General features: G+C 33.6%; 21 protein-coding genes. 10 read left to right on the top strand and 11 right to left on the bottom strand.

Annotated features, from left to right (window positions below; genetic code table 11):
• Nucleotides 1-9: 9 nt before the first annotated feature.
• The 8 genes from DM397_RS14200 (at nt 10) to DM397_RS14230 (ending at nt 14,309) form a co-directional block, all read left to right on the top strand.
• Nucleotides 10-3,480 (top strand): hypothetical protein, encoded by a 3,471-nt coding sequence (locus DM397_RS14200; protein ID WP_111378160.1) that lies wholly within the window; start codon nt 10-12, stop codon nt 3,478-3,480.
• The gene (locus DM397_RS14205; protein ID WP_111378161.1) at nt 3,464-5,317 is read left to right on the top strand and encodes a contractile injection system tape measure protein; all 1,854 of its coding nucleotides are present in this window, start codon (nt 3,464-3,466) and stop codon (nt 5,315-5,317) included. Before DM397_RS14200 ends, DM397_RS14205 begins: the two co-directional genes overlap by 17 nt.
• A gap of 10 nt (nt 5,318-5,327) precedes the next feature.
• A complete protein-coding gene (locus DM397_RS23820; protein WP_162615488.1) occupies nt 5,328-5,465 on the top strand; it encodes a hypothetical protein in 138 nt (45 codons plus the stop codon).
• 81 nt (nt 5,466-5,546) lie between these two features.
• Nucleotides 5,547-7,130, top strand: coding sequence for an eCIS core domain-containing protein (locus DM397_RS14210; protein ID WP_111378162.1), 1,584 nt, complete (start codon nt 5,547-5,549; stop codon nt 7,128-7,130).
• A 9-nt stretch (nt 7,131-7,139) separates the two neighbouring features.
• A complete protein-coding gene (locus DM397_RS14215) occupies nt 7,140-11,405 on the top strand; it encodes an eCIS core domain-containing protein (RefSeq protein WP_239457857.1) in 4,266 nt (1,421 codons plus the stop codon).
• A gap of 12 nt (nt 11,406-11,417) precedes the next feature.
• Entirely contained in the window at nt 11,418-12,035 is a 618-nt protein-coding gene (locus DM397_RS14220; protein ID WP_111378163.1) for a hypothetical protein, read from the top strand.
• A 147-nt stretch (nt 12,036-12,182) separates the two neighbouring features.
• Nucleotides 12,183-13,001, top strand: coding sequence for a peptidoglycan-binding protein (locus tag DM397_RS14225; protein WP_111378164.1), 819 nt, complete (start codon nt 12,183-12,185; stop codon nt 12,999-13,001).
• Nucleotides 13,002-13,004: 3 nt separating this feature from the next.
• On the top strand, nt 13,005-14,309 hold the full coding sequence (locus DM397_RS14230) for an ATP-binding protein (RefSeq protein WP_111378165.1): 1,305 nt from the start codon (nt 13,005-13,007) through the stop codon (nt 14,307-14,309).
• Nucleotides 14,310-14,320: 11 nt separating this feature from the next.
• Here DM397_RS14230 and DM397_RS14235 read toward each other — a convergent pair whose 3' ends face one another.
• Nucleotides 14,321-15,040 carry a hypothetical protein gene (locus DM397_RS14235; RefSeq protein ID WP_111378166.1) on the bottom strand — a complete coding sequence of 240 codons (720 nt, stop codon included), beginning with the start codon at nt 15,038-15,040 and terminating at the stop codon, nt 14,321-14,323.
• A 225-nt stretch (nt 15,041-15,265) separates the two neighbouring features.
• Here DM397_RS14235 and DM397_RS14240 point away from each other — a divergent pair, with 225 nt between their 5' ends.
• Together DM397_RS14240 and DM397_RS14245 are read left to right on the top strand one after the other, a co-directional pair.
• A complete protein-coding gene (locus DM397_RS14240) occupies nt 15,266-15,928 on the top strand; it encodes a carbohydrate-binding protein (RefSeq protein WP_111378167.1) in 663 nt (220 codons plus the stop codon).
• Between the two features lie 252 nt (nt 15,929-16,180).
• Nucleotides 16,181-16,867, top strand: coding sequence for a cytidylyltransferase domain-containing protein (locus DM397_RS14245; RefSeq protein WP_111378168.1), 687 nt, complete (start codon nt 16,181-16,183; stop codon nt 16,865-16,867).
• Nucleotides 16,868-16,959: 92 nt separating this feature from the next.
• Here the strand turns inward: DM397_RS14245 and DM397_RS14250 are convergent, their stop codons facing one another.
• From DM397_RS14250 to DM397_RS14295, 10 genes are all read right to left on the bottom strand, one after another.
• Nucleotides 16,960-17,574, bottom strand: a complete 615-nt coding sequence (locus tag DM397_RS14250; protein WP_111378169.1) for a YdeI/OmpD-associated family protein — start codon at nt 17,572-17,574, stop codon at nt 16,960-16,962.
• Between the two features lie 178 nt (nt 17,575-17,752).
• Nucleotides 17,753-19,177: an amino acid permease gene (locus DM397_RS14255; RefSeq protein ID WP_111378170.1), complete on the bottom strand. Its 1,425-nt coding sequence runs from the start codon at nt 19,175-19,177 to the stop codon at nt 17,753-17,755.
• A gap of 319 nt (nt 19,178-19,496) precedes the next feature.
• Entirely contained in the window at nt 19,497-19,850 is a 354-nt protein-coding gene (locus DM397_RS14260; RefSeq protein WP_111378171.1) for a hypothetical protein, read from the bottom strand.
• Between the two features lie 66 nt (nt 19,851-19,916).
• Entirely contained in the window at nt 19,917-20,300 is a 384-nt protein-coding gene (locus DM397_RS14265; protein WP_111378172.1) for a hypothetical protein, read from the bottom strand.
• Nucleotides 20,300-21,709 carry a hypothetical protein gene (locus DM397_RS14270; RefSeq protein ID WP_142479065.1) on the bottom strand — a complete coding sequence of 470 codons (1,410 nt, stop codon included), beginning with the start codon at nt 21,707-21,709 and terminating at the stop codon, nt 20,300-20,302. The genes DM397_RS14265 and DM397_RS14270 overlap by 1 nt, the downstream gene beginning before the upstream one ends.
• A 261-nt stretch (nt 21,710-21,970) precedes the next feature.
• The gene (locus DM397_RS14275; RefSeq protein ID WP_111378174.1) at nt 21,971-22,993 is read right to left on the bottom strand and encodes an META domain-containing protein; all 1,023 of its coding nucleotides are present in this window, start codon (nt 22,991-22,993) and stop codon (nt 21,971-21,973) included.
• 313 nt (nt 22,994-23,306) lie between these two features.
• Complete coding sequence (locus tag DM397_RS14280; RefSeq protein WP_111378175.1) at nt 23,307-23,906, bottom strand: hypothetical protein; 600 nt, start codon at nt 23,904-23,906, stop codon at nt 23,307-23,309.
• A gap of 55 nt (nt 23,907-23,961) precedes the next feature.
• Complete coding sequence (locus DM397_RS14285) at nt 23,962-24,597, bottom strand: MEDS domain-containing protein (RefSeq protein WP_111378176.1); 636 nt, start codon at nt 24,595-24,597, stop codon at nt 23,962-23,964.
• Nucleotides 24,598-24,624: 27 nt separating this feature from the next.
• Nucleotides 24,625-25,323: a DUF1826 domain-containing protein gene (locus DM397_RS14290; protein WP_111378177.1), complete on the bottom strand. Its 699-nt coding sequence runs from the start codon at nt 25,321-25,323 to the stop codon at nt 24,625-24,627.
• Nucleotides 25,324-25,421: 98 nt separating this feature from the next.
• Complete coding sequence (locus DM397_RS14295) at nt 25,422-25,865, bottom strand: hypothetical protein (protein WP_111378178.1); 444 nt, start codon at nt 25,863-25,865, stop codon at nt 25,422-25,424.
• Nucleotide 25,866: the final 1 nt, after the last annotated feature.

The raw sequence follows: 25,866 nt of genomic DNA on the forward strand, positions 1-25,866 counted from the left end.
ACTATTGCCATGTCAGCAAAACTTTCAACAATAACAACACAATACCGACGATTCACAAAGAATCAGGTACTTACAGAAGGAAACCTTAATGAGGTTGTAGATTTTTTTGACGACCAGGATCGCCTCTCCCGCGTTTACCTGAGTGGCGTTGGTATAGTTTGCGGACTTTATCCTGCTTATGATGAAGGTCAAATAACCATTTCAATAACACAAGGAACAGGCATAACTACAGATGGTGATCTTTTTAAGCTATATCAGGCAGATGTATTGGGAAACAAAAAAATCGATTTTGATTCAAAAACCTATACGCACTGCAAAGTTTATGATAATACAAAAGCGGCGTATAAACCTTTTTTCTACGGAGGCGCAAACCAACAATTGCCTCTTTTTGAACTCTTGACAGAAGAACAGCAAAAAAAAGAAAAAGACCCCAATTTTGCTTTAGCAGAATTTACCGCAAATACCAAATTTGAACTTAAAGAAGCTGTAATTCTTTTGTATCTGGAGTCTTATGAAAAAGAATCTGACCTTTGCGTAAGCCTTTCTTGCGACAATCAGGGATTGGAAATTGTGGGCAATTATAAAGTTTTAATTGTCAGTAAAGACGTTGCCATAAAAATAATGAATTATGACAGCATGATTGGCAAAATCAATTATGTCAATTTATACCATACATTACCAGATCTAAAATCAAACAGAATTGTACTAAAAAAAGAAGATTTTGTTCATCTTGAAGCATTAAAACAAACTTTTATAAAAGGGATTTTCAAAAACAATGTTGTTAAAAATCTGCAGGAAGGCTACAACAAGCTGCTAACAGGCTTAAACATGCCAATCGTTTTAGAGTCTATTCAAAAAAAGATAACCGAACTATTCAATTTTGATGGAGATACAGTACTTCCATCAGATTTTCAATATCGATATGATCTGCTTAACGATCTTGTTGACACCTACAATGAAACCAAAGCACTTTTACCCGACATAGAGGATAGCTATTGTTATCCTGATATTAATGCGTTTCCAAAACACTTAATGCTAGGCGAACTCATAAAAACAGAACCTTGTTTTGAATTTCGTCATGCTTTTTACAAATCGCCTTTGCTTACAGGAGAAAGTCTTACCACTTGCAATGATTGCCTTGCAGATGAGGGCACTCCTATTATAGATTCAAAAGAAAAGAAAAAGGTAAAAGCGGACGAAATAAAAACAGATGAGATAAAAGTATGTTATGGCGAAAACACAGCCAGACAAAGAATGTACAGTCTTATTTTGAGAAGTACGGAATTATTAGAAAATTACAATGCATCGTATGATTATATAAAAATTACACCTTCTCTGCAATTGGGCAAATTAGGCAAAAAAGCCATTCCTTTTTACAATGATGTGAACGATTCGCTTATTAAAGCTTGGGATTTTGACAAAACCATTTTAGGGTTAGAAAAAAATAATGTTAGTTACCACGATGATCTATTGAATACCCAAAAACCGCTCGAAATACAGCTCGATAGTGACTTTTATAGAATTGAAGGTCATCAAGGACGCAATTACAAAGAAGCATTAAAAGCAATACAGCAAATTAGGCTAGATAATGGTCTAGGGTTCAATATAATGATATTAGCAGTAAATACTAATGAATGGGATAAAACCATTCAAAATTTCACCGAGTATTATCTTAACAAAAATCATGGTTACGAGCATAAAGCGGGTGTAATTCCAGGAGGCACATTTATAATGATTTATCTGGAAGAAAAAGTGTCCAATTACGATTATTACAAGATCCGCAGATCCTCTTTAACTAGAGATTTTGAAAAATTTAAAGAAGACATTCCAATTCTAAATCCAATTGTTGCCGATTTTTCTCTGCCTTATTTGTGCTGCGACGAAAACAACATAAGCCTGAGTTTGCCTGTAGATAAAATTTGTTTTGACAGCAAAACACCTCCTCTGCCTTTTAAAGTGTCTCCTTCTGGAGGTTTTGTAAAAGCCAATGTTGGACCTGATCAAAACGGAGGAATAGCCGTAAACGAATATGGCGCACTTGTTTTTGATCCAAATTTAGTCAGCAAAGAGTTAATTGGCCAGTCGATAACCTTTACAGTCAACAATTTTGATACAGATTGTAAGATCACCATTTTCGAAAAACCAGAATTCGATTTTACAGCTGTTCCTTCAAAATCTCCGGGAGCTGACGAAACCGAAGTCACTTTTACCATAACTGGCGAAAATATCGAAGGGAACAAATACACTTGGGACTTTGGAGACAAAACTGATTGGGTTACAGATGATAAAACCGAAATAAAACACACCTACAAGTACAATAGCGAATCGCAAAAAGAATTCACATTTGATGTCACACTCTATGCAGACAATGGCAATTGCGATTTTAAAGTCACTCATCCTGTAAGCTTTGAAATTCCAGATCCAAAAGTACTGGTTGATGGCAAATTAGTAGACAAAATATCCTTTTGCCGAAACGATAAACCTGTGGAGCTTACTCTAGAACCTAATATAAAAGGAGTACAAATTTTAGGAGAAGGAGTTCAAGTTACATTTGGAGAAAAATATATGTTTGCACCAAGCGAGGTATCTAAGGATGTCCAAATCATAACCATTTTTATAGACGACAAACCGTCCAATCTTACTATTACACTTTTAGAACTGCCTATTGCTAATTTTAGTTACAATGTAGATCCTACAACTGGAATTCTAACCCTAAACAACAATTCTCAAAATGCTGCGGCCTATACTTGGCACATTGACAAAGAAGTAATTGTAACAGATAAAAAAGATCCGATAACACGACAAACTTCGATGTATAATGAATCTTCCATTTCTGTTGTATTAATAGCTGAAGGTAACTGCGGCTCAGCAACCGATGGACCAAAATCAATAGAAATTAGAAAACCAGTTGAAGGAAACAAATGTCTTGATACTGCTGGTTTATTTTTAAACAACTCACTTGTAACAATTTACGACTTAAAAGAAATTGCTATAGCAAATAAATTCAATAGAGAAACCAATCGCTTAATTTCTGAAACGGAAAACAGATTTGTCGAAGTTCAAAAAAATATTGAGAGCTACATTGCTGGTAAATTAAATGATAATTTGTCTGAATTATTCACACAAGAAAACTTCAATTTAATATCGACAGTTGTTGGCTCAGCCATTAAACTACAAAATCCAGAACTAATTGCTGCGGTACAAACGCTTATATCGCTAAATACCTCATTGTTTTACACCATTTTGAGATGTCAAGATCCAGAAACGCTTAAAGCATCAGAAAAACAGATTATCCCAATAGAAATACTTTTCAATAATTTATTTAAAAGTTTCGTCGAAATAAAATTCAACAGCGATAAAGACGGAACATTGAAAGAGTTTTTGACAAGCATGCTGAAAGTATTTCCAAAAATTGATTTTATTATATCTTCTTTAAACCTACAAATAGAAGCTCTTACAGCTAATGCAAAACTTAAATAAACATATCATCAATAAAGTATTCCTTGAGATAAATACCAATTCTAAAGAAAAAGGATATTATCTCAAGGACAATATTGATGCGTTTTTGCAAAAAGAAGTATTTGCGCTTTTAGAAAATTATTTTAATGAAGTGGACTCTAAAAATCCTTCATACAGTATACAATTAGACAAACTCAATCTTGACATTGCTATAAATCAAAACTTAGATTTTGAAGATTTCAAAAAGCAGATTCTAAAAAAAATCAGTACACAAGTTGAAGAAATTTTTGAAACAGAAGAAAAAAACATCGAAGGGTACAAACTCATTAAACCACAAGAAAAAGAAATAGAAAGCTTCTTTCATTTTCTAGAAACCGGCACGAATACTTGGTGGACAACTTTAGATAATGATTTCAAAATAGTTGAAGATAAAACAATTAACAAAATTATAAATGAAGAAAATTTCTTTTTCAAGTGGATAAATGCAATTCAAAAACCAATTGTGAGAACACGATTTATCAAACAATTTAGCGACAGCCAAATTGCAAACATTATTAAAAAAGGAGTATTACTCAAAAAAAACAGCACCGATAGCAGAACCAAAATAATCTCGATTAACGCCATACAAAAACACATTGAAACCTGTATTGCCAAAAATCAATTGATTCCAAATCAAAGATTCTTGATGTGGGAAATAGTTCTTCTGAATCTTTTGGAAACAAGCAACACCAATAATTCAATTGTCAAGCAAAAACTTTCTGAATTGATTTTAAGTGTATTTGAATTTCCTAAAAAGAATCACTTTTTGCAACACAAAGAACTTCTTGCAAGGGAAATTGAAAATCAGATAGAAAACCAAAACGAATTGGAATTACTGGCTAATCTTGATGTTATTATTTCTATTATCGAAAAAAAACTAGACCTCATTATTTCAAAAGAAAAAGAAACAGAGTTAAATACTGTCTCAAATAATCAAGTAACCATAAAAACTGAGACAGAAATAGAAAATGCATCAGAAGCAGAAAATGAAGCAAAAATCGAAAATGCGACGAAAGTTGAAAGTGAAACAGAAATAGAAAATGCAAAAAAAATTGAAAATCTGACAGAAGCACAAAGCGACACAAAAATAGAATCAGAAAGAAATCAGGAAAACAATGAAACTCTAGCGCAAGACCAGAGTTCTATTTTGTTTAAAAGCAAAGATGCGACTATTAGGGACGGTGATAAAAGTATAGAAAACTTGTCAAATAAATCAAAAGAAGAAACCGCTGATAATCATGAAAAAGCAATTGACAAAAAGGATTCCACTTTAGAGAAAGAAAAAGGTAAAAACGAGAACCGATTTGATGATAATGATAGTATTAGCGAATCTTATGTTGACAATGCAGGTTTAGTATTGATTCATCCCTTTCTGAAGTCTCTTTTTGAGAATTGCAAACTGCTCAATAAAGATAATACGATAAATAATCCCGAAGTGGCCGCACACCTCTTGCATTATGTAGCCACGGGAAAAGAACAGGATTATGAAAATACTATGATCTTCGAAAAGTTTTTATGCAATATTCCGATAGCTGAACCTATTGAAAGAAATATTGTGCTCTCTGAAGAAATGAAAAAAGAAGCGGTTACAATGCTACAAGCTGTATTGAGCAATTGGGATATTATGAAAAAATCTTCGGCAGAATTGCTTCAAAACGAATTCTTACAGCGTCCCGGAAAACTGAATATTAACGGAGACGAAAGCCCTGTAATTAATATGGAACGAAAAACACAAGATGTTTTACTGGACAAATTAGGCTGGAATTTGAGCATTATAAAATTGGCTTGGAAAAAACGAATCATATATGTGAACTGGTAAATATGAGAAAATGAATAGGGATGCCGATACGATCGGATATTCTCATTTGTTTGGAATGAAAAAATATGACAAATATGTTGTTGATGAAATTGAACTTCGACTCTCTAAAATATTTCCGTATTGGTACAAGCAAATAAAAAATGCATAAGAGAAAGAAGGTGTTATCGCAAATAAACCCCAGTTTGCTTATTGAAACAAATTAGTATTTCAAAATGATAAAATAACCATCATGAGAGAATTTGAACAAAAGAAAATAGCTAATCACTCCTCTTCTACTTTTTTTGGACCAAAAGTTCAAAAGAAACTAACTACGGGCGCTGTAGGAGATAAATATGAAGTTGAAGCCGACAATGTAGCAGATAAAGTAGTGAACAAATGCAAAACTGGAGGTTTATTGCAATCCAGAAGTGAAGAAGCCGTACAGCAAAAACCTATTGCCGAAAGCATTTCAACAGTTCAAAAAAAGGACTTGGCACAGGAACAGCCTCTGCAAAAAAAGGGAGAAAAAGAAGAGGATAAAAAAGTCCAAAAGAAATCGGATAAGGAAGAAGACAAAAAAGTACAAAAGAAATCCGATAAGGAAGAAGACAAAAAAGTACAGAAAAAAGGCGAAAAAGAGGAAGACAAAAAGGTCCAAAAGAAATCGGATAAGGAAGAAGATAAAAAAGTACAGAAAAAGGGAGAAAAAGAAGAAGACAAGAAAGTTCAAAAGAAATCTGACAAGGAAGAAGATAAAAAAGTGCAGAAAAAATGCGCTGAATGTGAGAATGAAGATAAAAAGGCTCAGAAAAAAGAAGAAAAAACCGTTCAAGCAAAACTAAAGGAATCGAACTCTGTTGATGAAAACGTCGAAAGTAATCTGAACAGCTCAAAAGGCGGAGGCAATGCCATGGACAAAAACACAAAGCGCGAAATGGAATCGGGTTTTGGAGCCGATTTTAGCGGTGTAAACATCCATACCGACAGCAGAGCCGTTCAAATGAGCGAAGAACTGGGCGCACAAGCTTTCACACATGGCAACGATGTCTATTTTAATAAAGGAAAATACAATCCAGATTCCAAAGAAGGCAAACATCTGCTAGCACATGAACTCACACATACAATTCAGCAGACTGGATCTAAACAAAAATCAAGAACAATACAAAAATCATCTATAGAAAATCATTCAGAAGATTTACAAGCAACGAGACCAGAAAACCCACAGTTTATGGGTAATCCTCCGTTAGAAAAAGCCAATGACAATCAGATGCTTATTTCTGCTGGACAAAAAGGGCAATATGTTTCAGAAATGCAGCAAGGTCTAATGAAAGCAGGTCACAGCTTACCCAAATTTGGGGCAGATGGCGATTTTGGAAAAGAAACAAGAAATGCAGTAATCGGTTTCCAAACAGAAAACGGCTTGAATAAAATTGATGGTATTGTGGGGCCTGAAACTATAGGTGCGTTAGACAACGTGCTGGTGGCAGAAAAAGGAGGCAAAAAAAAACCACTTGTATGCAGCAGAAAAGATTACGTTCCTATCCTTGGCGATACATTCGCTCATCAAATATCAGGTAGTTTTTTTGCGGAAGCTGGATGCGCCAATAAATTAAAAATAAAAGCTCAGGACTTACATGACAATTCAGAAACAGGTGGCTGTAATTCGTTTGAAGTTAATGTAGACGGAATCCTTAGAGAGATTATTAATCCAACAACAACAGAGAAAACCTATTTCGTTGAATTGAAAGGTTTAAAAAAAGGTAAGCACTCCATCAATCTAACAATTCCTGAGTACTGCAACGCTTTAATAAAAGCTTCTGTATCAATTAAATAATACTTGACAATGCCTGCATTAAAGCAAATATCAAAATCAAATTCTCCGCACTCCGCGTCACATCACGACAAGGGGAAGGAATCTTTTTTTGGTGTTCAGGCAAAATTAAATATAGGAAAATCCAACGATAAATTTGAAGTAGAAGCCGATAGAGTCGCAGACCACGTAGTGGCCAATAAACAAACGCCAAAGGCAGAATCTTTCTTTTCGCCATCGCCAGTAGTGCAAAAGAAATTGGCACGCAATGTTCAAAAACAAGAAGAAAAAAATAAAGAAATACAGCGAAAAACAGCAGCTCAAACCATTACGCCTGTTATACAGCTCAAAACTGATTTAATTCAAAACAAACTCGATTCTAGAATAACGGAAAAACGAGAAGCCAATCCTGCTTTTTCTGGATCAAAATCATTAATTCAGCGCAAGCTAGAAGATAAAGTCCAGAAAAAAGAAGAAACTGTTCAGAATAAAAAAGAAGTCAAAAAACCTGAAACGGTATCAAAAAGTACTCCAGCAATCAAGCCTTTAATTCAAAATAAAGGTGAAGAAGAAAATGTACAGCAGAAAAAAGAAGAAGAAAAACAAAACTCAGACGAAGAAAAACAACTGCAAAAAAGTGCGGCTAGCGATGCCAATCCTAGCGATGATTCTAATATCGAGTCCAAACTAAACAGCAGTAAAGGTGGAGGTTCTCCTCTATCTGGAAAAGTAAAAACTGAAATGGAATCTGGTATTGGAGCCGATTTCAGCAATGTCCGCATACACAATGACTCTAATGCTGTTCAAATGAATAAGCAATTGGGCGCTCAGGCTTTTGCAACTGGAAACAATATTTATTTTAACGAAGGAAAATACAATCCGAATTCTAAAGAAGGCAAACATTTACTCGCCCACGAATTAACGCATACCGTACAGCAGGGAGCGGCAATTAGAAAAAAACCTGAACCCATCTCCCCTGCTCCCGAAATGGTTCAAGAGTCATTACTATCCTTCGCGATTCCAGGTTTTGTAAAAAACAACGTTAGACATATTCCAGGTTATACGCTGCTTACAGTTGTAGCAGGTTACGATCCTTTGAATGATGTAAATGTCGAAAGAAATGCCATCAATCTTATTGAAGGATTTATGGGATTGATTCCATTTGGGACAGCCATATTCGATAAATTGCAAGAATATGGTATTATTGATCGTGTTTTTGCTTGGGTCAACAGTCGTTTGAGTGAATTGGGTCTCAGCATGGATGCGTTACTTAAACTCGTTCAAGACGCGTGGGACGAATCTTCGGTTACAACTTTCATAGATGTTGTTAGAACTAAATTTAATGACTTAGTAAATCGAGTAACTACTTTTGCAACTTCGCTTGTTGATCAGGTTATAACTTGGATAAAAGAAGCGCTGATTGATGTTGCAGAACCATTGTTAGCCGAAAACAAAGCGTATGCATTAATCAAAAAAATAATCAAATTTGATCCCTTACGCAATGTAGCAGTTACTGCCACAACAGTCGAAATATTAGAAGATTTCTTAATACTGATTGACAAGCAGACTGAGCTTGAGCAAATGCGTGAAAAAGGCACGCTGCAAAAAACCGCCGATTGGCTTGATACGCAAGTTGGGACTTTCGATTCTTTGTTAAGCGAACTTGGCGGACTCATAACTGCCGCTTGGAATGCTATTCAGCCTTCAAATCTGGCCAATATTGGAGATAATCTCTCTGCACTTGCCGATCAGGCTGGAGATTTTTTACAAAGAGTTTGGGATTTTGCTTCAGGGGTTGCCCAAAAAGTATTAGAGCTTGTTAAAGATTCCTTATTAGCATGGCTATCTGCTCAAGCCGCTACCGTAAGAGGTTATTCGCTTGTTAAAGTGATTATTGGTAAAGATCCTTTTACGCAAGAAGTTGTGCCTCGCACAGTTCCAAATATGATAAGAGGTTTTATGAGCCTTATGGATGGCGGTGAAGAACAATATGCGCAAATGGTCGAGTCTGGTGCAATAGCCAGAATTGCAGGCCAAATTGAAGCAGCTGTAGAGACGCTTAACATGACACCACAGTCTATTATACAGCTCTTTACTGATATTTGGGATTCTATGACTATAGATGATCTCATTCATCCGATAGATGCTTTCACGAGAATCATTGAGAAGTTTGGAGAACCTATAGGCCGACTAATTGCTTTTGTGGCAGAAATTGTCCGAATCGTTATTATGGCTATTCTTGAAATCATGAATTTCCCATTCGATCTTATTGGAAATATCATTACAAGAGCTTTAGAAGCGATTGAAGATATTAAGAAAGATCCAATTGGTTTCTTAAAAAATATACTGCGAGCGCTTAAACAAGGATTCGTACAGTTCTTTGACAATATCGTCACCCACTTAATCAATGGTGTAACGGGCTGGTTAATGAGCGAGCTGAAAGATGCTAATATTCCTGTACTTACTGATTTCTCTTTACGCGGTGTTATCAGTTGGATATTAGAAGTGCTAAATATCTCAATGGAAAGAATCTGGGAAAAACTAGCAGCTCACCCTCGCATTGGTCCTGCAAGAGTAGCTAGAATCCGCAGTATGATTAATACGCTTGAAGGTATTTGGACATTCATCAAAGATGTTCAGGAACGCGGTATGGCTGCTATTTGGGATAAAATACAAGAACAGCTGAGCAATTTATGGAATACCGTTCTCGATGCCGTGAAAAACTTTGTCATGGAACGTATTGTCAATAGAATTACAGCCAGACTTTTAAGTATGTTAGACCCAACAGGCATTATGGCTGTGATAAACGGTGCTATGGCGTTCTTTAATGCAATTCAGAGTTTTATCAAATACTTGCGCGAAATGCTCGAAGTGGTCAATTCGTTTGTCAATGGTGTAGCCGATTTAGCTCGAGGCAATGTCGCCACGGCAGCCGATTATCTAGAAAGAACCATGGGACAAGCTATGCCAGTCGTGATAGGTTTCTTGGCCAATCAAGTTGGTTTAACAGGTATTGGAGCAAGAATTGGCGAAATGCTAATTGCTGTTCGTCAAATGGTTGATGAAGCGTTGACTTGGTTGGTAAACAGAGCTGTAGATACAGGAATGGCTTTGTTGGACAGAGCTATGGCAATGGGTGCAAGTGTAAGAGATGCTATTTTGGGATGGCTCGGAATAAGAAAAGAATTTGTTGCTGATAATGGCGAAAATCATACTTTATATTTTACTGGAGATGAAAATGCTCCTGTTTTAACTATAGCTAGTAATCCAACAGCATTTACAACATTTATAACTTCCGTTGATGTTGGTAATGATCCTGTGAAAACAAATTCTAAAGCTCAAGCCTTAATTATTGCTGGTCAAATTGATGCTAAAAAGAGAGAATCTGTTGCTGCACCAACTCCTGCGCAAGAAAATGCAAATAGCGAAAGAAAAAAACGAGAACTTGAAGCCTTATTAAACCAACTAAGTAACCATGCAAAATCTCTTTTCGGTGTATCAGATGCTGAATTACCCGAATCTGTAATTGATCAACAACAAGAAAGCAAAGGCGGTGATATTGTTGCTAAAAAAATGATCGCATCCATACTTACAAAAAAAGGTCCTGAAGGCTCAGAACCTACACAAAGAAGTCATGCTTTTTATGACAAACTTGCCAAACGCAAAAATGGAGGAAGTAGTTATTACATTAGGGGTCATTTATTAAATCATAATACACATGGCCCTGGAACATGGGAAAACATGACTCCATTGTCAAGAGAAGGAAACAGTGCACATGAAGGATCTGTTGAGTCACTTGTTAAAGCAGCTGTTCAATCAGGAGCAATAGTTTTTTACTCTGTCGAACCAAAAAATTATATTGGAAATTTAAGCACACCAAATGATGCAGATCCTACAATTAAAGAAATTAGAGAAGCAGAACAGTTTGTACCGAGAACTTTAGATTGTAAAGCTGTATTACTTGAAAAAAATGGAAATAATTATACTGAAAAAGCTGGAGGTAATATTGCTACACTTTCTGTAAATAATCCAGTTGATACAAATATTAATTCATACGAAATAAGCACTACAAGCAGAGCAAGAGTTAGCATAATAAATAGTTCAATAAATGATTTAGTAAACAATACCGTTGGAATTAGAAGCGAAACGATGACTGCTATCCAAAACAAAGCAAAAACCATTGCAAATCTTAGATTGTATAATCAAATAAAAGACGAATTTCCTGACACACCTGAAAATGCAGTTATTAGAGCTGCTATTAACTCACTTCAAGCATTATCAAATGTCGTTATTAATTAAAAGAATAGACCCATGGAAAATATTTTTAACAAAATAGATTTAACCTTTCTAGAAATTAGCCAAAACGAAAAAATAAATAAACAAAAACAGGATTTTAATTCTTCTGCAAATAATGACCTCCTATTAGAAGGACAAAAAGCAGGCTTAGATCATAACACATTATCTTTTTTTAAAGAATCAAATGGGTATGAGATGAGTTGGGAAAAAGATTCTCAAAGCAATATTTTGGGAAAAATTAATATTTTAAAATTAGAATACATTTTAAAAGGTATAAAAAGTAATTACCCTAGCTTATCAGATGAGGATCCTCTTTATAATTTCCATCCTATTGATCAATTTACAGATGAAGCTCATTGCGGTCTTTTTATAAACAGCATCGCTAATAATCGAATGTTCTTTCACAGAGATGGAGAATCTGAAACTATTGATTTAATGATTGATTTTAATGCTTACATGGAGTTAGCATTAGAAGCAAGAGGATTTTTTTACTGGCAAAAGTATATCATTGAAAAATTATATGATATTTCAAGTCCAGAAAGTGAAAGTTTTAAAAAACAGATGCCTGAAATATTTAGTGATTTTAAACTTGAAAGTTTTGATAATAAATATGAAAGCTTGAAACTTAAATAAAAAACACTCTTCTAAAAAAAGTCTTTAGGTTATAAAAAAAGAATATGCTAAAGAAGAAAAAATGATATACCCTCTATTAGTGAAACATAATAAAAACTGGAGAGGTTGTTTAGACAATAATTTTAAAACATTTAAAAAACTTTAATCATGCAAAAAACATTCTACCAAAAAGAGCTGCTTCTTAAAGCAACACAACAAAGAAACGGAGCAAATAACAACAAGAAAGATGTCGAAAAAATTCAGTCTTGGCTTAATTTATTTGCTGCGCAGAATCCTGGTTCAGGAACGGCAACGGATATCGATGGCGATTTTGGTCCTGCGACTGAAAAAGCAGTACTGAATTTTCAGAAATTCAATGGTTTGCCTCAAAACGGAAATGTAGACCAAAGCTTGTTCGACAAATTGGCATCTCCGCTTAAAAAAGCGTTTGAAAGTCCAATATCTGGAAATAATCTGAGAGAATTGATTCTGAACACAGCCAAAAATCATCTTAAAAACCAACCTCTGGAGCTGGTTATAAACAACCAAAGCAATACAGGACCGTGGGTTCGAAGCTATATGGATGGACACGAAGGAACCGAATGGTTTTGGTGTATGGGTTTCGTTCAGTCCATTATTGATCAGGCGGCTTCTATTCAGGGAAAAAACTTTAAAAACCTAATGCCACTGACTTATAGCTGCGATACTGTTGGAACAACGGGGCTTCAGAAAAAAATACTGACACGTTATCAAACTGCCAGAACCAATTCGTCTTTGATAAAACCCGGAGATATATTTCTTCTTCAAAAAACGCCAAACGACTGGATTCATACCGGAATTGTAACTGCCGTTCATGCCGACACTATTGAAACTATTGAAGGCAATACTAATTCTGGCGGCTCTAATAACGGAAATGCTGTAATGGATAAAATCAGAAATTACAAACAATCTAAACTTGATTTTTTCTCAATTGACTCATTAGCATAGCAAATGGAAAATGTATTTACATATCTTAAAAACCAATTCGTATTTCAGCTAGATACTCTTTTTCAAGTCGAAAATCCGACTGAAAAACCTGTTTTAAATCAGCTGGATGCGAATGGTTTTATTGACGAATTTATCATCGAAAATAATCTCTCAGAAATTGATATTCTTATATTGGGATTATCTCTGGTTCCGCATTTGAAGCCCGATTTTTTGAGTTCGATTATTGCAGAATATTTGCCAAATGGCGGTGAACTGCCTGAGTTTGGCGGAATAAAAACTAAAAACCATCGCGGCATTCTGCCAACGGGCGAAACGGCTCAGTTTTTAATTGCGGGAAATGATCTCGAAAACCGAATTTCATTCTATAATTACCTACATAATCAATCTTTTTTATACAAAAAAGGAATTGTTAAAGTGGAATCTGTTCCAAATGGCGAACCTAAACTAAGCGGTCTGTTGGTTTTAGAAGATGAATACATTGAAAAATTCATAACCGGAAAAATCCTGAAACCGCAATTGAGCAGTATTTTCCCTGCGCAATTAATCGAGACACAATTAGATTGGGAGGATTTGGTTTTGAATTCCAATACTTTAAACCAAATAAAAGAGATAGAAACTTGGCTTAAATTCAACGATATTCTGCTTCATGAATGGAATATGAAAGCCAAAATAAAACCCGGTTTTAGAGTTATGTTTTATGGCGCGCCTGGAACAGGAAAAACACTTACGGCTTCACTTTTAGGAAAATACACTCACAGAGATGTGTATAGAATTGATTTGTCAATGGTGATTTCAAAATATATTGGCGAAACCGAAAAAAATCTTTCTTCACTTTTTGATAAAGCCACTGATAAAGATTGGATTCTGTTTTTTGATGAAGCCGATGCCGTTTTCGGAAAAAGAACCAATGTGAGAGACGCACATGATAAATATGCCAATCAGGAAGTTTCGTATTTGCTACAGCGAATCGAAAATCATCCTGGATTAGTGATTTTGGCTTCTAATTTTAAAACCAATATCGATAGTGCTTTTACCCGTAGATTTCAATCTATAATTGAGTTTGAAGTGCCTTCTTATGGCGAACGTTTAAAATTGTGGCAAAATAATCTGCCAAAAGGAATTAAAATTGCTGAAGATGTAAACCTTCAAGAACTTTCAAAAAAATACGATATTACGGGAGCAAATATTGTCAACATTATTCAATATGCTTGTCTGAGAACATTAGAAGATCAAAACAAAAGCATCAACCTGAATCATCTGCTGCAAGGAATTAAAAAAGAGTATGCAAAAGAGGGAAAAATGATGTAACTGAATAGGTTTTAAAACAATATCGAAAAACCTTTGGTATATTTTAGAAACAAATCGACTGCAACCAGAATAATGATCACTAATATAAATGCAATAAAAATTGCAATTCTTTCGGCCTTTTTGTCAAACTCAAAAGTTTTGGGATTAATAAAATTAGAAGTATAAACTACTGGAGAAATTTTCAAATGTGGGCAAAATAAAGTAGCGCCCTGCAGAAAATGAGCAATTAGCTGATATTTATTTTTTGGTACATAAGACAATCCATTTTCGGCTGTAGAAAAATGAATGGGAACTTTTACACCATCTTTAAAACCGAAAATGTACGCTGGTGAATATTTTGTGCCTACTTTTCGATCGATATCATTTACATAACTTTCTCCACTCCTACCCAGTTCCTTGTACAAAACACTTTTAACTGTTCCATCATATTGATAATGGTGTACACCGTGCTGATCTACAGAAATCAAAATGACTTTTTTTTGCTTCTGTTGCAAATAATTTTTGTAAAGAGCCCAAATACCCCAAAACAGCAAAGGGAAATATATAAAATTGAAGATCATTTCTTCGTTTGACAAACGGCTATTATACTCCAACTGGAGGCTTAAAGGAATTCCAACAAATAAAACAAGCATTGCGATGCATAAAAGTCCAAACAGCATATAAATTGCTACTGTAGCTGCTGTATTGCGTTCTGAAGATATTTTTGGAAAGTTTTCTTTGTTGTAAATCATTAAGTTCTTAATACTAAAAAATGAATTATGTAAGATTTTACCTTTTTGTCAAATTAAAACAGAATAAATCAAAAAATAAAATTAAAGTATATTTTTTTTAGCATCGCAAGAATTTAAAAGTAAAGAAGCATAACAGGTCTTCTATATATCATTTGCCCAATTAGTTCTATTTACTTTTTGTATAGAAAAAATGTTATTTTTATATTAAATCTAAGTAGAAATGCTATGAAAAAAATATTACTATTGCCTTGTGTTTACTTGTTTCTATCTGCTGAATCCTATATTCCTTTTTTCAGTAGCCAGTCTACCAAAGAATCTAGTGCCTATAAAGTACAGGAAATTCCAGGAAAAATTGAATGCGAGTTTTATGACCTTGGCGGACAAGGAATAGCTTACTTTGATCAGGACAGTATCAATAACGGAAGCGGGAAACTTAATCCTGTAAATGGAAATCCTCTGAATGAATTCAGAATTAATGAAGGCGTTGATATTTCATATACTAAACCAGATAATATTGATGCTACTCCTTATAGCAAGGTTCCTGTAAAACTTGAACAGTTCTATGTAGGCTGGACACAGCCTGCTGAATGGATCAACTACACGGTTCAGGTAAAAAAAACTGGCAAATACAAAATAGGACTTCTCTACACTGCCAATGGAGATGGTGCAATCTCTTTTGATGTCAACGGAAAAGATGCCACCGGAAAAATGAAAATAACCTCTACACATGACGATAAAGATCCTGTAGCGTGGAGACAGTGGCATCATTGGAACAGTCAAGATAATATTGGAAGCATAACCCTTGAAAAAGGAAAACAGCTTCTCACATTGCATATTGTAGAAAACGGAAACATGAATTTAGATTATATCACTTTTACGCCTTATTAGTATTTTTTCAAAACCTTTTGGTCTTTTGTAAATATCGTATATAAACATTGCTATGTCAAAAATTGAAAACTTTCAATTCTTGACTGGCATTAAGTAAATAATGCACTACTTTTCACTATTTACTTTTCACTCTTCTCTTTTTTCTAAGCAAGCATTTCAAATCAAGTATTTCTACCTAAACCCAGTTTATTCTATCTTCCTATATTAGTTTCATAAAATAATCGTCATTCTTAATTCTCTTATAAAAACATTATGAGTAATTTCTATCTTACTGCCCTATTACCAATACAAAAAGAATATCCTCTGCATGTTTTGCCTAATAGAAATTTTCTTCCATTTAATGGAATACCTATGTACCAGTATATGATTGAAAAATTACTGAAATTTACTCAATTTGAAAGTATCGTAATTAACACCGATTCAGATGAATTTAAAGAATACTGCAAATGGAACGGCAGATTAAGAATAATTGACCGACCAAAATCATTAATTGGCGAAGACATAAAATCAGATCTGATAACGGCTCATACTCTTGAGAAAATTTCGGGCGAACATTTTATCGAGTTTCAAAGTTTTAATCCTTTAGTAACAAATTATACCTTAGATAGTTTCATTAAACAATATATGGATCAAATCGTGGTTGGAGAATACTTTGATTCCGTTTTTAGCGTACAGCGTTACGAATTGAGAAATTATGATCTCGAAAAAAGAGAAATGAATGATGAATTTCAATTTTCAATAATCGAAAATGGAATTTTTCATGGTTTTACCCGTACTTCTTTTCGCAAACATGGAAAAAAGATTGGAAAAATGGCTACAGCATTTGAAGTAAAAGAAATTGAAAATACGCTTCTGGATTCGGATGCTAATTATGAATTAGCCAAACTGGTTTTTGCTAATCAGGATAAATTTCCTGCTGTTTTTCATAGCGGTGTTTAGTGAAAGCACCCATATAAATGCTAGCTATCAAAACCAATAGATCTTCTTTTTGATGCGCATAATAATTTTAAAACTAAATACTATTTTTCCAATTATTTCTTAGATTGCCAAAATCTATCTTTTCCTTCTGCAATCCATTCTAGAGATTGCACAATTCTTTTGTTTCTAGTTTCATCTGTCTTTGCATCTGCAATCCAAATAATATAGTTTTTACGGAATGATGGTGATTTGCTTTCAAAAATTTCAGTCGCTTTAGCATCCTTTTTTAAGGCATCTACAAATTCTTTAGGAGCCACCACTTCTGCCGTAGATTTTTCTTTTACCGGTTTGGGTTTAGCAGTTTCATTTTCATTAAAAACCATTGCCTCTTTGATGTATGCGGTTAATTTTTCTTTGCTTGGCAATTCAGACAAATCTTTGATCTTGTCCATATAGCCAAACTTTTTACCTGCTTTTACACTTGCCTGAATTTCTGCATCTTTCATTAATTCAGCTTTATACAAACTAAAAGAGCAATGCTGTTTAAAACCGCCCATCATAACTAAATGATCACCTTTATAAGAATAATGTGGTGTTCCCCATTTTATATTTTCTTCTGCTTCGGGACAGGCACTAAAAATCACCTCTCGCAAATGATTTAAAATAGGTTTGGCAAAGTCAGCCATTTTTGCAATGTAAGCCGTAACATCTTTGTTATAATTTTCCATTGATTGAACTATTTAATTCGTTATAAAATTTTAAACTATTTCAATACTAATATACTCTAATACAAATTGATACTGCATTATTTTTTCGAAGATATGACAAATCTAATTAAATGATGGCACTTCTTAAAACGTTATAAAAAAATCCCATTTCATTAGAAATGGGATTTTTATAAACTACTTATTTTTTGGTTTTATAAACTTTATAAAATATAAAAAGAATACCCAGCCAAATAGGAATTAATTCTACTGATAGCTTCATATCCGTCATCCACATGATAGATAAAATACCCAATAAAAATATGAAACAGATGTAATTGCTTATCGGATAAAATATTGAAGCAAACTGAGTTTTTACGTTTTCCCTGTCTTTTGCACGTCTAAATTGAAGGTGCGTATACGAAATCATAACCCAGTTAATAACCAAGCAAGACACTACTAAAGACATTAAAATACTAAAAGCTTCTTCTGGCATTACTTTATTGATTAAAATACAGATAGCAGCAAAACATGAAGAAATTAAAATCGCATTAACTGGTACTGAGTGTTTGTTCAGTTTCTTTAAAAACTTAGGAGCACTACCTTGATCTGCTAAACCAAATAACATACGTGAATTGCTGTAAACGCTACTATTATAAACCGATAAAGCAGCAGTTAATACAATAAGATTAAGCACATTAGCTATAAGACGTGTAAAGTATATTTTGTTGCCAAACAGCTCAAATTCCATTCCGTTTAGATTCTGAAAAACCATTACAAACGGACTGCTGTCTGTAGTAATTTGTCTCCAAGGCGATAAAGCAAATAAAATTACCAATGCACCAACATAAAATATAAGGATTCTATAAATAACCTGATTGGTTGCTTTTGGAATGTTTTTTTCTGGATTTTCTGCCTCAGCAGCTGTAATTCCAATTAGTTCTAAACCTCCAAAAGAGAACATAATTAGCGCCATTGCCGATAATAAACCTTGAAAACTGCCATTTGCTGTTTTTTCAAAGAAACCTTTTGGAAAGAAACCGCCGTCATTATATAAATTATGAATCGTAGCATGCTCTCCTCCTGTTCCACTTACTAGCAAATAAGTACCGAAAAGAATCATAGCAATAATTGCCACTACTTTTATAATTGAAAACCAAAATTCAGTCTCTCCGTACACTTTTACAGAGGCAAAATTTAAAGCATTGATAACCAAAAAGAAAAATAAACTGGATGCCCAAAGCGGAATCTCAGGCCACCAAAACTGAACATAAACCCCAATGGCCGTAAGTTCAGCCATACTAACTAAAATGTATAAAATCCAATAATTCCAACCTGATGCAAAACCTGCAAAAGAACCGCAATATTTATAGGCAAAATAGCTAAAGCTTCCAGAAACAGGCTCTTCAACAACCATTTCACCAAGCTGTCTCATAATAAAAAAGGCGATAATTCCAGCAATTGCATATCCTAAGATAACAGATGGTCCTGCTAATACAGCCGCTGGACCAATACCTAAGAAAAGACCTGTTCCTATTGATCCGCCTAGGGCAATTAATTGAATATGGCGGTTAGTTAGTCCGCGTTTAAGCTGATTGTCTTCTGCGGCTTCATGATTTTTTTCCACAAATTCGGTTTTAAAGGATTTAAATGTTTTTCAGAAATCTATAATCAGCGAAGATAGGTTAAAAAAGGAATCGCGCAAAGATATTTATTCTGTTACAGCATCTATCAGATCTCTTCTCTTGATTTTCTCGACTCCTCTTTCTCTTAAATGAGCTCTACTGTATCTAGCATTTTGGTTACATCGATATGATCAATATTCATTATGGAATAGAGGAAGAAACATAAAGCCTCTACAAACGCTGAGCAATCCCGAAAGCTTTCAGGATTGCGCAGTGCTAGTGAAGAATACTTTGCAAAGTAGGGATAATTAAAATAAGCATTTATTCGCAGGTAATTTTCCTCACAAGATGATCAACAGAGTAATATTTCTTTTTGTCTTTTAAATAGACAAAAAAGTGATATGTTTTATTTGCATTGTCATTCTTAACAATTTCATTTAACTGTTTTCTACTTGTATTTACCTTTAATTTATTACTACTAGAAGGATTAGAACTAAAAAATATTTTTTCATCATTTATCATAAATGTAAACCCTAATATTTCTTGAGTTTTGACACTTTCTCTATAAACAATTTCATCTGTTTTTTTATCAAACTCAAAAACAAAAATGTTTTTATGATTTTGCGAAAAGACTTTAAAACTTAAAATTGCTATTAAAATTATATATATTTTCATTTTCTATTTAATTACATTGCGCACGAACGAGACGCTCGCGCCAACAGGGGCAATCATTTCAAAATTTTAGTTTGTAGTTTTACCATCCACTATCCAAACTCTTTCTACATGATAAAGTTTACCAGAATATTGGTCGGTTTTTACAAAAAAATAAAGATCATAAAAATCAGAATAGTAAAAATCTGGTCTTTTAGTTTTGTCATAATCCTTTCTTTTTATAATCTCATTATTTATCGTTTCAAGATCAGAAACCGATTTTTTAATGGATTTGAAATTAATTTTTTTATTTTTTCCAATACACTTAAATTGTGCCTTATCAACAGTAAATATATTATTATTCAGAGTCATTGTTGAGCCATTAAAAAATATGACTTTTTTTTCTTTACTAATTTGCGCAATTGATGGCAATGAAATTAGTGATATGATAAATATGAATATAGTTGTTTTCATTATTGACAGTTTGAATTTTTGCTATTAAAATTTGAAATAGTTGATGAAATATTGTTTTGTTTTTCAGTAGATAGCTTCTTCCAAGCAACTGTGTTTTTAAGTCCTTCCCAAGCTAAAGCTTCATAAGTTTCGTTAGTTAGGGTATTATCAAATTGTTTTAAAGTCTGAATAATGATACTTCTATAATGTGTAGCCATTGCTTCATGCTGAGCATCTGATGGATTTTGGCCTGGTGCAATATTAAATTCATATCTCATATAGTAATCATACAAACCTGGATAATCATTTCTAAGCTGATTTAACTGATTTGTGTTAAATTGTATTTGAGGTTGTCCAGCTACCGAAAGTAATTTTCTATAAATTTCAGCATGAATCATTTCATGTATAAATGTTCGTGCAATTGACAAAGCAGGTCTATTTAAATTATTTTCATTGAAATTAATATTTATTAAATAATTTATTGGACTTGTTGTTTCTGCATTAACATTGTTTCCTAATGTACTACTTGCAGATAATTTCAAGTTTGCAACCGAAAAACTACCATCAAAATTTCTTAGATATTTTTGAAAAGTTGCTGACCCTCCCAACTTAGCAAATACTGAAGCTAAACAAGGATTATTCGAAAATGACGCATCCGTAATAACAATTATTGGCACTTCTACTAAAACACACTCTCCAAGTTTGTACCTATATCCAGCAGGGCAACTAGACGGATTAGAGCCTGATGTTCCGCCACCATAACCTGATCCTGGATTTTCGCCACTGCCACTACTAGGTACCCCATTTCCTCCGCCACCTCCATAACAACCTACTTCATATAGGGCGGTAAAACTTCCATCAGAACTCCACCAGCCAAAATACACACAAGCATATTCTTGCATTTTTGCAGTACTTGAGTTTTCGACTTTTTCACCATCTTCAAATTTAATTTTATTTCCAATATTAGTGGATAAATCTTGAACATAAATATAACCATTAAAATTATCTCTAATATTGTAATAATTATAGTTCTCATTTTGAATACTATATTTTTCATCATTCGTAAACATTTGAACATATAAAAGTTTAAACTCATTTTGCTCATCTTTCACAAACATTAAACGGTGATGGTCGTTGTATAATGTCCCCTTTTCATTTGATGCCTGTAAGCTTCCCTTAAGTGCAAAAGGCACTTCAATTACCTCACCAATCTCACCATAAGAGACAATAGCATTTCCCCAATCTAAATTCTCAATGTATTGCAGAATAATTGCGTTATAATCATTTTTATGGTTATCGAACCATATTTTGGCTTTATCAGAAGCATCGGCATTTTTGTTATGCGCAATTTCATTTGGTGTACAATTTGTCATCAATGACAATCCAAAGATAACAACAAAGGCTTGTAAAATTTTTGTAATTTTTTTCATGGTTAGTAGTTTTTTTATTTTGGCCAACATACAACAAACAAATCAAAAAAAAGAAAAAACTTACATTTAACAAATAAATATTAAGATTTTTATACAAAAAAAAAATTAAATCTTAATTTTCCTATTAGTATATAATTAATTTTTTCCAAAAATATCAGGCTTTAAAACCAATTATCCATAAAAAAACCAGTGAATCAACTTCACTGGTTTTCTATTTTTTCATAAATCATCATCTCTTTCAAGATGATTTATAAAAAAGGTTTATTTTGTAATGCCAAACATCATTACCAATCTATCGTTTAGATAAAAATTAAGAGTTTGCTCTGCTACATCAAAACGTAGGTCTTTATTGTTTAAATAAGATAATATTTTTTGCTCTGTTTTATTTCCTTCTTCACCAATACATGCCATTGCTGTAACTGCTACTTTATCAAAAGAAATAGAATCACCACTAGTTTCATAAGTTCCAGCAAAATTGTTGCAACCTGTGTTTCCGCTTACTTTCTTTCCTGCTGGATCAAACTTAATAGAAGCTTTTCCGTAATCTTGTCCAACATTTTCTAGTGCGATTAGTTTCCAATTGTTTTTTGCAATAAAGGCCCAAAGTTGGTCTTGAGTTGGAATAGAAAATTCCATAACCACTTTGTTCTTAGTGTTTTTAAACTGTACTTTATTGTTTTTCTTTACAATTTTAAACTTTTTGTTGGTAATCGCAGCGCTAAAATCTTGCTCCAATTTCATACTTTCTTTGTCACAAGCCATCAAAGTTCCCATAGGAGAATTGGTCTTAATTTGATTCTTTGAAGAAAGCTTCGTGTATTTTACGTTGAAATTATTACATCCGTTTTTACCGCTTATTGTACCAGTTTCATCGTTAATGGTGATAAATGCTTTTCCGCTGTTTATCTTTTTTCCGTTTAGCTGCGTTAAAATCATTTTGGTATCATAAATTCCTTTTTCCTTATTTACAGGCGTTTTAGAAATTATGCTTTTCAGTTTATACTCGTACGCAGAAGCATCGGCCGGAATAGGCTCTGGTCTTTTTGTTCTCGTTACCAATAACTCATATCGGTTTCCTTTTTCAAAATTAAAACCTTCAATATGATTATAAAATAACTGCCATTCTTTGTCATTGTCATACTTTACCTGTAGACATTCCATTGGGCCAACACCCGTACATGGCACTTTACTTTCTTTTACAAACATTTTTAAACTTTCCTGACCATATGTAAATGTTGATAATAACACTACTACAAAAACATACATACATTTAAATCTTTTCATTTATTTTAATTTTTTTAGAACACCGATTAAGCGCTCTGATTATTCAATGATTTTTTTGCAGGCAGGAATTGTGCCACTTTAAAATTAAGAATGCTTTTAACTTTTTTTTATTAGAGCCGAATTCCGTTTTTTCTTTAACAATTAATCTATTACAATACTGGCAATCAGCTTATTTATCAAATATAACAAAAATTCTTCTTTTTGTTATACTTAACAATATTTTTGTAGTATTTTTATCTGATAACAGTTTAAACTGTCATTCGTCTTGATATTGGCAGTGTATTTTAGCGATCAAATTTTAAGCTATGCCCCATTATAGTTTAAAATTACTTTTCCTTTTTATTTTAACTATTTTTTCTTGTTTAATTTCTCTTCTCACTAACCTTAAATTTGGTTTATGTAAGCTTTCATCAAAGGAATTTTGGATTGCACGAAATGTGGCTACTTCATATGCCATAGCTCTTGCGTCTACAGGGTGATAAGTGCTATCAATAATTTCAAAAATAAACTTTTGCCCATCGGCTCTTTCCTTCTCAATAAAATCAATAAATAGATTTGCAACTTTATCAACACTGTCCCTACAATATTTAGGCAATTCTTTCTCACTTACGCTGCAAACTATTTCTGAGTTACTTTTAGCAGAAGCATAAAATCTAAATTTTACATGCCCATATCGATCACTACCTGAAATCATTATACAAGTACCTTCTCCGTTGAGTTCTAAATTATCTTGAGCTATTCTGATTTTATCAAAATCTTCAAACTTTTGGAAATAAAAATTTCTTTCTCGCTCTTCTATTGAGAGCTCTGAATTGACATCTATATTTGGAGATTCTACAGCAATCTCTTCATTTGGAGTTTCGTTCTTATTATTTAGAAGAAAAATTTCTTTAAGAAAATCAAATATTCTCATATAAAGTCATTTTATTATTGTGACACAAATAATTTAAGAAAGACTAAAAAATCTCTTAAGATTTAAGCGCACCAGATCGAGAAGAAAGACTAGAAAGCAATTCTAAAGGCTCTACATAATGTGGATTTTTGCTGATTTTTCCGTCCTTAATCACATACGGATGCGTAAGCAATATATCTGTAAGCGCCTTTTGACTAAAACTGCTGATATCGTACATACAAATTAGTGAAACCGGATGTTGTGGCGTAAGCAGATTTAGTTTGGCTTCATACTCTAAAAGTTCATCAGTTCCTGGCAGGTTTTTGAGAGCCCAAACCATATCTCCACACGCTCTTACACTATCATAACCCGCTCTTGATGCCGACAATAAAGTCTGTTCGAGCATGGCATACATTTTATCTGCAGCAAATTTACCGCCATTGATATAAGTATTTTCAGAAGCTAGGACTTCCAATTGACCGATTGAGAGTTTCTCGGCAATAGAGATTCCGTTATCTGCCAGACAGCGGCAATGTTCACTATGACGGTTTCCTTCAAGGATGTTTATGACTTTATCATTGTTTTCTAAACCTTCCAAAATATAAGGAATGATCACTTCATATTGCTGTTCTCTAGAATCGAAAAAACCGCAAATATGCATTGGAGCCGACAATGATTCTCCACATACCGAAAAAGACGTCTGTTTGTTCATGTATCAAATATACGCAATTAGTGTTCATCAACAAATCAACAGCAATCGATATTCGCCATCATTTTCTACAGGCGCTCTATGAACACAAGGCAAAACTTCTTGTTTTGGATGATCTACAGCCAGACGCCAAAGATGTCCTAGTCCTAAATTAATAGGTTCTGCATCTTCATGAAGCTGATAATGCAAATCAAAGTAATTTTCTTTTAAAAAGTCTTCAAACTCCTCTTCTGCTCCATCATGAAGTTCTTTTAGCTTTTCTCTAATTTCAGGAATTAAGATTTTTTGTTCTGCCTGCGAATTAGCAACAATATCACTTGCCGCTCCGTGATAGGTGCATAAAAAAGTATCGGTTGCAATGGGCGAACGGTCAACATGAAACGAATATACGTCGGTCGAAATGAAATCAAATTCATCATCGCGTTCGTAACATTTCAGTAAATTAAGCGAAGGTGAAGCTCCAAAATCGGCTAATAATTGCAAATCGTTTAAGATTATTTCTCTGGCTATGCTTCCTTTTTCTGAGAGTTGAAGCGCGATTAAATCTTCGGGAGAAACTTCGGTTATACTTTCTTTTAAAGACAGCTTGTTTACAATTTCCTTAAAATCGCCATCCAAATTTCTGTGCCAGCATAAGGCATTCATCTCTCCTTTGAAATTGGTGTGTACCAGTTCAGAAAAAGTAGACACCACTCCTATTTGGCTATTATCGGAAAATGTATTGCTCATAGTAGAATATAAGAAGCTAAAGGCTTCGTACTTTACAAAATTATGCAATAACGGGCAGTTGAAAAATATTTCGAAGAGGCTTTTTAGATAATAGGTTTCTATTGTCGCACTTTTTTTGTCCTTGAGATATAATAGGCAGACAGTACGACTGCAATCGATACTACTAAAACGGGTACAATAGAAAGCAAAATAGTATAGAAAAATTCTTCTTGGAGAGTGCCAATACTCCATAAAGATTTGTGGTCAACAAAAATGGCGTAATTCAATAAAACCCAAATCGGAATTAAAACAATCATCTCAATTACGCTTTTTAAATAGATTTTTTTAATGAAAGAAAATACCAAAAACACTATTGCTAAGAAAATGGCTGTCAGTATAGACATTAAATACACATTTTCAACAAAAGAACAATCTAAAAAACCCAATGATATTCTTTCAGAAAAATTTCCCATAGACCAGCAAATCTCCATAGAAGTAATTGTAAAAAGTATTGCCCCCAACAATACTTTTTTCTTTAAACACCGAATGGTTTCATTCGGCATA

The organism is Flavobacterium nitrogenifigens (assembly GCF_003254565.1).
GTDB classification, from domain to species: domain Bacteria; phylum Bacteroidota; class Bacteroidia; order Flavobacteriales; family Flavobacteriaceae; genus Flavobacterium; species Flavobacterium nitrogenifigens.